General features: G+C 63.4%; 12 protein-coding genes. 7 read left to right on the top strand and 5 right to left on the bottom strand.

The genetic code is table 11. The features are described from left to right. Positions 1-450: 450 nt before the first annotated feature. Positions 451-1,077: a metal-dependent hydrolase gene (locus CV102_RS19190; RefSeq protein ID WP_148859645.1), complete on the bottom strand. Its 627-nt coding sequence runs from the start codon at positions 1,075-1,077 to the stop codon at positions 451-453. Between the two features lie 288 nt (positions 1,078-1,365). Between CV102_RS19190 and CV102_RS19185 the strand changes: the two genes are divergently transcribed. From CV102_RS19185 to CV102_RS19170, 4 genes are all read left to right on the top strand, one after another. Next, a complete protein-coding gene (locus tag CV102_RS19185) occupies positions 1,366-1,587 on the top strand; it encodes a hypothetical protein (RefSeq protein WP_148859644.1) in 222 nt (73 codons plus the stop codon). Between the two features lie 37 nt (positions 1,588-1,624). Continuing rightward, the gene (gene hisD / locus CV102_RS19180) at positions 1,625-2,923 is read left to right on the top strand and encodes a histidinol dehydrogenase (protein ID WP_148859643.1); all 1,299 of its coding nucleotides are present in this window, start codon (positions 1,625-1,627) and stop codon (positions 2,921-2,923) included. A gap of 87 nt (positions 2,924-3,010) precedes the next feature. After that, positions 3,011-3,226 carry a hypothetical protein gene (locus tag CV102_RS19175; protein WP_148859642.1) on the top strand — a complete coding sequence of 72 codons (216 nt, stop codon included), beginning with the start codon at positions 3,011-3,013 and terminating at the stop codon, positions 3,224-3,226. A 180-nt stretch (positions 3,227-3,406) separates the two neighbouring features. Next, complete coding sequence (locus CV102_RS19170) at positions 3,407-3,781, top strand: HesB/IscA family protein (RefSeq protein WP_148859641.1); 375 nt, start codon at positions 3,407-3,409, stop codon at positions 3,779-3,781. 107 nt (positions 3,782-3,888) lie between these two features. Here CV102_RS19170 and CV102_RS19165 read toward each other — a convergent pair whose 3' ends face one another. After that, positions 3,889-4,089, bottom strand: coding sequence for a dodecin (locus tag CV102_RS19165; protein ID WP_148859640.1), 201 nt, complete (start codon positions 4,087-4,089; stop codon positions 3,889-3,891). Between the two features lie 168 nt (positions 4,090-4,257). Between CV102_RS19165 and CV102_RS19160 the strand changes: the two genes are divergently transcribed. Continuing rightward, on the top strand, positions 4,258-5,460 hold the full coding sequence (locus CV102_RS19160) for a pyridoxal-phosphate-dependent aminotransferase family protein (protein WP_148859639.1): 1,203 nt from the start codon (positions 4,258-4,260) through the stop codon (positions 5,458-5,460). A 50-nt stretch (positions 5,461-5,510) separates the two neighbouring features. On the opposite strand, the gene CV102_RS19155 is transcribed toward CV102_RS19160, so the two are convergent. Beyond that, a complete protein-coding gene (locus CV102_RS19155; RefSeq protein ID WP_148859653.1) occupies positions 5,511-5,816 on the bottom strand; it encodes a DUF7116 family protein in 306 nt (101 codons plus the stop codon). Positions 5,817-6,059: 243 nt separating this feature from the next. Further along, positions 6,060-6,299 carry a DUF5816 domain-containing protein gene (locus tag CV102_RS19150; protein WP_148859638.1) on the bottom strand — a complete coding sequence of 80 codons (240 nt, stop codon included), beginning with the start codon at positions 6,297-6,299 and terminating at the stop codon, positions 6,060-6,062. 138 nt (positions 6,300-6,437) lie between these two features. Between CV102_RS19150 and CV102_RS19145 the strand changes: the two genes are divergently transcribed. Then, positions 6,438-6,851 carry a universal stress protein gene (locus CV102_RS19145; RefSeq protein WP_148859637.1) on the top strand — a complete coding sequence of 138 codons (414 nt, stop codon included), beginning with the start codon at positions 6,438-6,440 and terminating at the stop codon, positions 6,849-6,851. 28 nt (positions 6,852-6,879) lie between these two features. On the opposite strand, the gene CV102_RS19140 is transcribed toward CV102_RS19145, so the two are convergent. Then, positions 6,880-7,872 carry a mechanosensitive ion channel family protein gene (locus tag CV102_RS19140; RefSeq protein WP_148859636.1) on the bottom strand — a complete coding sequence of 331 codons (993 nt, stop codon included), beginning with the start codon at positions 7,870-7,872 and terminating at the stop codon, positions 6,880-6,882. 131 nt (positions 7,873-8,003) lie between these two features. Here CV102_RS19140 and trmB point away from each other — a divergent pair, with 131 nt between their 5' ends. Next, complete coding sequence (trmB, locus tag CV102_RS19135) at positions 8,004-9,068, top strand: HTH-type sugar sensing transcriptional regulator TrmB (protein ID WP_148859635.1); 1,065 nt, start codon at positions 8,004-8,006, stop codon at positions 9,066-9,068. The last annotated feature ends 276 nt before the right edge of the window (positions 9,069-9,344 follow it).

Here is a 9,344-nt window from a genome sequence, read left to right as displayed (position 1 = left end):
GTTGAACGCTCCGTCGATCACGTGTTGCATTACATCCGAACCCCCGTATACACTTAAGGGCAACGGATCGCACCTGCGCCGAAAACCGCATCCGGCGAGGTGATGCACGTAACCCAGAGTACGCGACCTATCCTTATAAGGCCGTCGTACCGCGACGCCGAGAACGGCGTCGAAGACGAGGGTCGAATATGTGACCTGCCTCCGTGCCGGAGAACGGCCGGAGGGAACGTGGCGGCGTGCGCCACGTCGTTCACATTAGTATCGAGTGCCCGGGTAATACATAAGGCCGTCGTCTCGGACGTTGACTGCCCCACGTTGATCATTGTCGAGAGGGAGAATCACACCCAGCGGAGAACGTACTCGAAAAAAGAGTGAGATACACAGTGGACGTTCTCCCTTCTCCCAGATGCGGGAAACGGGCTCCGACAGCGGTCGTCCAGAAATTCGGCCCTAGCGTTCCGGAGAATCCTCGAGCGACCCGAAGGCTCGCCGCCGCAGGTCGACGAGAAGCCGCTTGGCCCCCAGTAGACACTCGCGGAGCACCGGTGCCCCGTCGTAGAGCCACACCACGAACGCAAACAGCCCGATACCGAGCTGGATCCAGAGGTACGTCGAGAGCTCTCCCGCGAGGAGATCACTCTGGTATCCCTCGAACAACTGCATGAAGTACATCATGAACCCCTGTCCCTGGCTCGAGCCCTGGGTCGTTTCAACCGGCCAGAGCATCAGTTCGTACTGAAAGACGCCGTTCCGGGCGTAGGCATCGAGCACGTCCGACGGGAGGTGTAGCAGATACCCGAGTCCGAAGGCGAGACCGGCTCGAGGCCGGCCCGCCTGGCGCGCGAGAAGTCCGACGACGATAGAGAGCGGCACGGCGAAGAAGATCGAGTGGCCGAGCGCGTACCCCGACCCGAAGACGCCGTACTCCCAGGCGAGTGGCTTGTCGATGAGATCCGGCAGCACCGAGGCGAAGACGACTGCAAACGCCTCGAGTCCCCCCGGCGACTCCCGGTAGACGACGTGGCAGAACAGCGAGTACGCGAGATAGCCGACGATTGCGTGTTCCCAGGGCCACATAGCCGGAGGTCCACGCGGGGAGCGGATAGTTATGCGACGCCTGTGTGCTCGCGGTGCGAGCGTACTGCACTACGCGTCTCGCGCTTCGCGCGCACGCGAAGTACAACCGAAAAATGCGCTACGGCCCGAGGTGAGTGGCATCCCGGGATTCGACATCCGAGCGCCGACGCTCGACGAGCGTTTTGTCGTGCTGCCAACGGGCAGGTCGGAAGCTGTGCACAGTGAGCGCGACCGTCGGATGAAACGCGTAACCGGTACGGTTTAGCGGTCCTGCGCGTACGTCGACACATGGACCGATCCGGGTTCGTCAAACTCGCCATCGTCGCGTTGGGACTCGTTATCCTGAGCTTCTTCGTTCGGGGCTTCAGCCAACTTGTCTTCGGTCGGGGCGTCGCAGAGTTGCTCCAGGCGCCGTTCGCCGTCGTCGGATTCGTACTCCTGGTCTATCTCTTCGTCAGGGCGACCCTCGATGCGACGGGGATCTGGAAGATCGAGAACTCGGAGCCGTGATGAAAACGGTTTTTCGATCGCCACGCGAAGGCAGGGTATGACAGTCGATGTGCGGGAGATCGCCGACCTCGGGCCGGACGACCGCGTCGCCCTCTTCGAACGCGACGCCGGCATCGAGTCGGTCAGGGGAGACGTTCGGGAGATCGTCGACCGGGTTCGCGAGGAGGGCGACGTCGCCGTTCGCGAGTTTACCACCGAGTTCGACGACGTCCAGGTCGGGAACCTCGAGATCACCGACGACTGCGAACGAGCCGCCGAGGAACTGGACGACGACCTGCTGGAATCGATCGAGACGGCCGCCGAGAACGTCAGAGAGTTCCACGAGGCGCAGCTTCCGACGGACTGGCGCGAGGAGTTCGACGACGGGAGAGAACTCGGTCGTCGCTTTCGACCGCTCGAGCGCGTCGGCGTCTACGTCCCCGGCGGCTCGGCGGCGTACCCCTCGAGCGCGATCATGGGCGTCGTCCCGGCGGTCGTCGCGGGCGTCGACCACGTGACGGTCGTCACGCCCCCAGCAGAGGAACTCAACCCGGTGACGCTGGCCGCGATCCACGTCGCTGGCGCGGACGAGGTCTTCAGTGTCGGCGGTGCACAGGCCATCGCGGGGCTGGCGTACGGGACAGAGACGATCACCCGCGTTCAGAAGATCGTCGGTCCCGGAAACCGGTGGGTTACCGCAGCCAAGGCCGAAGTTCGCGGCGACGTCGAGATCGACTTCCTCGCGGGCCCGAGCGAGGTCGTCGTCGTCGCCGACGAAACTGCGGACGCCGAACTCGTCGCGAGCGAACTGGTCGCCCAGGCCGAGCACGATCCGAACGCGTCGGTCGTCGCCGTCACCGACGACGAGGCGACCGCCGAGGCAGTCACCGACGCCGTCGACGAACAGGCGAGCGAGCGCGAGCGCGAGGACGTGATCCGCGAGACCCTCGCGAACGACGCCAGCGGCGTCCTGCTCGCCCGGTCGATGAGCGAGGCGATCCTCTTTACCGAGTCCTACGCCCCCGAACACCTCTCGATCCTCGCCGCCGACGACGAGTCGATCCTCGAGCGGATCGACAGCGCCGGCAGCGTCTTCCTCGGCCCGAACACGCCGGTCGCCGCGGGCGACTACGCCAGCGGCACCAACCACGTCCTGCCGACGAACGGCGGTGCGCGCGTGACGGGCGGGCTCTCGGTCGAAACCTTCCTGCGGTCGACGACCGTCCAGCGGCTCTCGGGCGAGGGACTCGCCGACCTCGGAGGGACGATCACGAGCCTCGCCGAGGCGGAAGGACTCGAGGCCCACGCCGAGAGCGTCCGGCTCCGACTCGAAACCGATCCCGTCGACGACTCGTAATCCGGCCCTACGCGAGGTAGGAGTTACCACACACGTCACTAATCTGCGATTGGTTTTACGTAGCTGCATAACAGAGTACGAGAAGAGATGGAACCGTGTGAGGTCGACCCGACCGATGCACGCGTCCTCGAACGTAACTACGATTACGCGCAGAAAAACGTCCGACTCCTCTCGATGTGGTACGAGTGCGAGATCGAACGGATGATCGAGTTGCTAGCCGAGAACAACGTCGAACTCTCGGCAAACGACGAACGGCTGTTCGGGACGTACTATCGGTCGGTCCAGCAGCGATCACGAGTGTAGGGCGAGTCCAAGCGACGACGGCGGGAATCGACGTCGCTAACGCGAGAGCGCGCGTGGAACGACGAGAGATCGAGTCGCCGGCAGATCGTCGTCTCCGGACCGATACGGCTAGCGCCGGCGCTGTCAGTACCGTGTTCTCGCGGCGTCAAGGTTAACACCGTTGCGCCGGAAGGGTACTACATGAGCACGGATAGCGCGGACAGTGGGACCGCGGACGCTCGTCCCGAGATCGAGGTGACGGAAATAGCGGCCGAACAGGCACTCTCCTTGCTCGAAAGCGAGGGTCTCGACGCCGGTGAGGCGGGGCTTCGACTCTTCGTCCAGCAGGGTGGCTGCGCCGGTCTCTCCTACGGAATGCGGTTCGACGACGCCCCCGACGAGGACGACACGATCTACAAACACCACGAGCTGCGCGTGTTCGTCGATCCGGCGAGCCTGAAGTACATCGAAGGCAGCATTCTCGACTACGAGGAGGGCCTGCAGGCCGAAGGGTTCCACGTCGAGAACCCGAACGTCGTCAGCGAGTGCGGCTGTGGCGAGTCGTTCCGGACGTAGTCCGTTTTCGAACTCGTCACCACGAACAGTCCCGTCTCAGTACAGCTCTTTTCGAGGAACGCATCGCGATCATTTAGAGTCGGCGGTGATCGACGCTCGAGGCGGCCTCAGTCCTCGAGTTCGAAGGCGACGGTGACCTCCGCCTGGTACTGTCGGTCGTCGACGCTCGCGATCTCGACGCCGAGTTCGTCGACCTCGACCCAGTAGACGTTCTGGAGCGTGTCTTCGGCGCGGTCGATTGCGTCGTCGGCGGCAGCGTCGAAGCTTTCCGTACTCGTTCCGATCAGTGTGATCTTCTTGAATACCATTGCTGGCTACGGTACACTGTGAGAGGTATTCAAAGTACGGCTAGTGATAGCAAGATGCGACCGATCCACACCCGACCACGACTCGAGACGGACGATCGCCCGAGTCCGGTAGTGGTATCGTTCGCCGGTCGGTGAACGTTTTTGAGGATCCCCGTCCCACTACGTGGCATGGCAGGTGCCGACGATTCGATGGACGTACCCGAGACCGACGAACTGACGCCGCCGAACCGAACCCTGATGGGACCAGGGCCGAGCGACGTGCATCCCCGCGTGCTCCGGGCAATGAGCACGCCGCTCGTCGGTCATCTCGACCCGTCGTTCGTCGAGATCATGGACGAGGTCCAGGAGCTGCTGCGGTACACGTTCCGGACGGACAACCGGTGGACGATCCCCGTTTCGGGGACCGGGTCAGCCGCGATGGAAGCCGCAATCGGAAACGTCGTCGAGCCGGGCGACACCATGCTCGTGCCGACGAACGGCTACTTCGGCGGCCGAATGGCGTCGATGGCCCGCCGCGCCGGCGGCGAGGTCGTCGAGGTCGATGCGCCGTGGGGCGAGCCGCTCGACCCTGCGCAGGTTTCCGACGCCCTGGCCGAACACGATCCCGACGTCTTCGGGTTCGTTCACGCCGAGACCAGCACGGGCGTCCTCCAGCCGAACGTGCCGGAACTCACCGCCGCGGCTCACGACCACGACGCGCTCGTGATCGCCGACACCGTCACCTCGATCGGCGGCGTCGAACTCCGGGTCGACGAGTGGGACGTCGACGTCGCCTACGCGGGCCCCCAGAAGTGTCTCTCCTGTCCGCCGGGCGCGAGCCCCCTGACGCTGTCGGACGACGCGATGGACAAAGTCCTCTCGCGCGAGGAAGACCCCCGCTCGTGGTACCTCGATCTCTCCCTGCTCGAGGGCTACTGGGGGGACGAACGGGCTTACCACCACACCGCGCCGATCACGAACGTCTACGCGATCCGCGAGGCGCTGCGACTCGTCGCCGAAGAGGGGATCGAAGAGCGCTGGGAACGCCACGAACGACTGGCCGGCGCGCTGAAAGCGGGCGTCGAGGGAATGGGACTCGAGATGAACGCGCCCGACGAGTACTGGCTGCCGAGCCTGAACGCCGTCCGCGTCCCCGACGGGATCGACGACGGCGAGGTCTGTGGTGAGTTACTCGAGCGCTACGACCTCGAGATCGCCAGCGGACTCGGCGATCTGGACGGCGAGATCTTCCGGATCGGCTGTATGGGCCACTCCGCGCGACCGCAGAACGTCATTTACGCGGTGACAGCGCTGGGTGACGTCCTCGAGTCGATGGGAGCGGACGTCGATCCCGGCGCGGGCGTGACGGCGACGCGCGGGGCGCTCGAGTAACGACTCCTCGCTCCGCGTAACTGTTTTGAAAACGAGTGATTCGGGGCTGCTCAGGCGGAGACGTGCGGACCGGGCGGCGCGCGTTCGACCTGATAGTCGTCGCCGTCGACGACGATGATCGCCCACTCGTAGTTCGGGTTCATTCGCTCGAGTTTTGCTTCGAGGCTGTCCGCGTCCTCGGGTTGGGCGACGAAGCAGTGGAACTGGCCGGTGGCTGGCGGAAGTTCGTCGAGTTCGAGGACCGTACTGACGTGAACGACCTTCCATTTGCGTTCGGCACGGAACTCGGGGCCGTTGCCTTCGACGGTGTAACCCATGTCGGCGAAGATCGACCTGGCCTGCTCGACGAGTCGCATGTTAACAGGACCCATTCAATTGCTACTTACGGTGGCATACCTCATAAACGTTGGTCCTGCACAGTCCTTCGGCGCGAACGACGTGTGATGAAACGAAATACGAGGATTTTGGACAACAGATGCAAACGATGGACCGCGATCGGTGGACAGTAAGTAGCGATTGTCGCCGAAGCCGTCGGGGTGGGAATCCGGCGGTTGGTTGTATCGCGGAACCGACCGCCTCGCGATATCCCGGAACCAAACCTACTCGTGTGCCGCGTCCCACTCGGTCGGTTTCCGGAAGTTCCCACACTGGTTGCACTGGATTCGGCCCATCGAATCCATCGCGTTGTCGAAGCTCTCGCAGTTGGTACAGTACCAGCCGTACCGTCGCTCCGCATCCGGCGTCTCGTATGCGACGAGAAATGGCCCCTTGGAGCCTCTATCGCCGTCTGTCGTCGAGACGTAGACGGTATTGCCGTCCTCGGTCGACCTCGTTTCCATATCTCCCCATATCGTCGCTCGCAGTAAATGACTGTCTCTCCGGAATCGACTGTCGTCGAACCGTAACGTGCGATACGTTCACAACCCGGACTGTCCTAACTGAAAGGTTTACCCGGCCAGGTATCGTTCAATTGGGTGATGACGCTGGTCGTGGTTCCCGTCCGGTATCCCCTGTCGAAGCACTCGCGCCGGACGCTCGAGCGGGCGATCGAGGTCGCGCGCGAACGCGACGCCGCGTTGACCGTCCTCCACGTCGACCTCTACCAGAACGGGAAGAAAGTGACGCGAATCGACCTCAAAAACGCCGTCGAATCGACGTTCGGCCGACTCGAGAACGCGCGGTACGTCGTTCGAACGGGCTTTCTCGTCGAGGAGAGCATCCTCGACGAGGTTGCCGCCGAGGAAGCCGATGCCGTAGTCATCGGAAGCCAGCAGGCAAGCCGACTGCGTCGGCTCTTCCGCCGGTTCACCGACAATCCGGACATCGACCGCTACCTGCGCACGCATCTGGACTGCGAGGTTATCACCGTCGAGAGCGCGCGCGCGACGTAGCTCTGTCTACGTTCTCACTCCATTTTACTTACCGGTCGCCGCCATCAGTCGAACCCTCGGCCGGATCGACCGGCGAATCGGCACTCGACCGATCCAGACTGGGTTCGTCGACGGCCATCTGTGCGGTGCCGCTGTGTTCGTCGAAGACGTGGTGGCGGTGCGGATAGGCGAACTCGATGTCGGCGTCCGCAAACCGCTCCCAGATAGCCGTCTGTACGGCCGAGCGGGCAACGGACAGTTTGTACGGGTGCTGGACCCAGAAGAACAGTTCCAGCACGACGCCGTTATCGCCGTACTCCTTGATAGTACAGGACGGTGCGGCCCCGTATCGAGCGCTCCCGATTCGAATGTCGGGACCGCCCGTGATGACGACCTCGACGGACCGGGCCGCGCGCTCGGCCAGGCTTCGGGCGGTCTCGAGGTCGCACTCGTAGGTGACTTCGAACTCCAGCGTAAGTCGCGTGCGTTCGTCCTCGGCGGAGTAGTTGATCACGTCCCGCTCCTGAATGTCGGAGTTCGGGATGACGATGAACGTGTTCTGGAGGGTGAAGATTTTGGTGTATCGGATCGTGATGTCCTCGACGAACCCCCTGTGACCCTCGTCGGTGATCTCGATCATGTCGCCGATCTCGTACGGCCGGTCGGCGATGACGAACAGCCCGTTGATGAAGCTCCCGACCAGCGGCGCGAGCACGACCGCGATCACGGCCGAGATGACGGTCACCGAGAGGAAGATCTCCGTCCCACCGACGCCGAAAATGCTGGCGACGACGACGAGCGTCACCACCAGAACGGACGCTCTGACGGCGCGTAGAACGGTTCGCGTGACGCTCGGTCGTTCGATTCGACGCGCGACGGTTCGGCCGGTGAGCCGAACGACGAGTTTCGAGAGGTACCAGCCAACGACGAGGACGAACGTGGCGAGAGCGAGCGCGACGACGAACTCCGGGACGACCGTGGGAACCACGTCGCTGACCGCTTCGACCGCGGCGCTCTCGTTCATCGGGTCGTCCTCGAGCATGGCAACACTCTCATGGCCATCGTGGTTAAGGGTTCTGACCCTCTCGCTTGCCGACCGATAACGCCGTTTCGAAACGCGATGCTACTCGAGTTAGAATAAATCATTTATTCGTTGGAATACTGCGAACACGTATGGCACCAGACGAACTTCGCTCGACGGTCGAGCACGTCGGGGATCGATTCAACCTCGGCGAGTACGAGATCGACGCCTATCTGACCGTCCTCGAGCAGGGGCAACTGACCGCGAGCGAGATCGCTGACCGAACCGATATTCCGCAGCCGCGGGTCTACGACACCGTTCGCAGTCTCAGCGATCGCGGTCTGGTCGAACTCCGCGAATCCCGACCGATGAAGGTGGTCGCGATCGATCCCGCCGACGCCTTCGACGAGGTCCAGCACTCGCTCGAGGAGATGATCGACGAACTCGAGGCGCGCTACACGGCGCCGGCCCGGGAGACGGAGGCCGTCTCGCTCGTCAAGTCCCGGTCGACGATCCTGCGCTACCTCGAGGAGATCATCAACGACGCCGAGTACGAACTCTCCCTGTCGCTGACGCCCGACCTGCTCACTCGGTTCGAGGACGAACTCGCGGCCGCACTCGACAGTGGCGTGAGCATCGATCTGATCGTTACGCCGGCGGCCGAAGCGCCGGATCCAGAAGCGTTCGACTACACCGCGGTCGCGACGACGACGCGTGCGCGACGTGGGATTACGACGCCGGTACTCGCCGTCGCCGACGGGAACTACTCCGTCTACGCGACACAGGATGCGCTTCGAGACGACAAGGATCGGTACGGCGTCATCTTCAACCGCTCGGCGCTCGGCTTTCTGGTCTCCGGGTTCTTCGGGACCGTCCTCTGGACGACTGCCGAGCGAACGCTCGGCGAGGACAGCGATCCACGAAACTACCCCCGCAAGTACGCGTCGATCCGCCGCTGCGTGAAAGACATCATCGAAGAGGGCGGCGAGTTCTACGCGACGATCGTCGGGCGAGACGTCGCCGTTGGCGGACAGCGGATCGTTCGCGGCCGAATCATCGACGTCTCCTTCGAGGTGAGCGAGGAAGTCGCCGCGATCACCCTCGAGACGGAAGAGGAAACGGAGGTTACCGTCGGCGGTCGGGTCGCCGCACTCGAGGACGTCGAATCCCACGAGATCCACATCGGTCGCCACAAGCCGCCGGTCATCGACGATTGACGAGCGAAACGCGAGACTGATCAGCCCCGATCGACTCGTTCCGTGATCGACGACAGTCGACTCAGCGGAACGTATCCCGCAGACGTTCGCGATCGTGACCCACGCCGCGGACCGCCTCTGCGTCGGTACGACCGATACGTCTCTGAAAGCGATCCCGATCGATTTGGATGCCACGCTGGCACGTCTTCGCTACCGATCACTCGCCGGTCCGGGATCGGCTCCGCTCCGACGTATCAGGTGGCGACACAGTCATTTGTCCATATGTCCACATTGGCC

This window comes from Natronococcus pandeyae (assembly GCF_008122205.1).
Classification (GTDB): Archaea; Halobacteriota; Halobacteria; order Halobacteriales; family Natrialbaceae; genus Natronococcus; species Natronococcus pandeyae.
Note: the sequence above shows the minus strand (reverse complement) of the source record. Positions and strands in the feature narration are given on the sequence as shown.

What these genes read in the sequence shown, in the direction of transcription:
- CV102_RS19175 (WP_148859642.1), top strand. Translation starts at nt 3,011, where the DNA reads ATGGAACCGTGTGAGGTCGACCCGACCGATGCACGCGTCCTCGAACGT.
- CV102_RS19155 (WP_148859653.1), bottom strand. Translation starts at nt 5,816, where the DNA reads ATGCGACTCGTCGAGCAGGCCAGGTCGATCTTCGCCGACATGGGTTAC.
- trmB (WP_148859635.1), top strand. Translation starts at nt 8,004, where the DNA reads ATGGCACCAGACGAACTTCGCTCGACGGTCGAGCACGTCGGGGATCGA.
- hisD (WP_148859643.1), top strand. Translation starts at nt 1,625, where the DNA reads ATGACAGTCGATGTGCGGGAGATCGCCGACCTCGGGCCGGACGACCGC.
- CV102_RS19165 (WP_148859640.1), bottom strand. Translation starts at nt 4,089, where the DNA reads ATGGTATTCAAGAAGATCACACTGATCGGAACGAGTACGGAAAGCTTC.
- CV102_RS19145 (WP_148859637.1), top strand. Translation starts at nt 6,438, where the DNA reads ATGACGCTGGTCGTGGTTCCCGTCCGGTATCCCCTGTCGAAGCACTCG.
- CV102_RS19185 (WP_148859644.1), top strand. Translation starts at nt 1,366, where the DNA reads ATGGACCGATCCGGGTTCGTCAAACTCGCCATCGTCGCGTTGGGACTC.
- CV102_RS19160 (WP_148859639.1), top strand. Translation starts at nt 4,258, where the DNA reads ATGGCAGGTGCCGACGATTCGATGGACGTACCCGAGACCGACGAACTG.
- CV102_RS19190 (WP_148859645.1), bottom strand. Translation starts at nt 1,077, where the DNA reads ATGTGGCCCTGGGAACACGCAATCGTCGGCTATCTCGCGTACTCGCTG.
- CV102_RS19150 (WP_148859638.1), bottom strand. Translation starts at nt 6,299, where the DNA reads ATGGAAACGAGGTCGACCGAGGACGGCAATACCGTCTACGTCTCGACG.
- CV102_RS19140 (WP_148859636.1), bottom strand. Translation starts at nt 7,872, where the DNA reads ATGCTCGAGGACGACCCGATGAACGAGAGCGCCGCGGTCGAAGCGGTC.
- CV102_RS19170 (WP_148859641.1), top strand. Translation starts at nt 3,407, where the DNA reads ATGAGCACGGATAGCGCGGACAGTGGGACCGCGGACGCTCGTCCCGAG.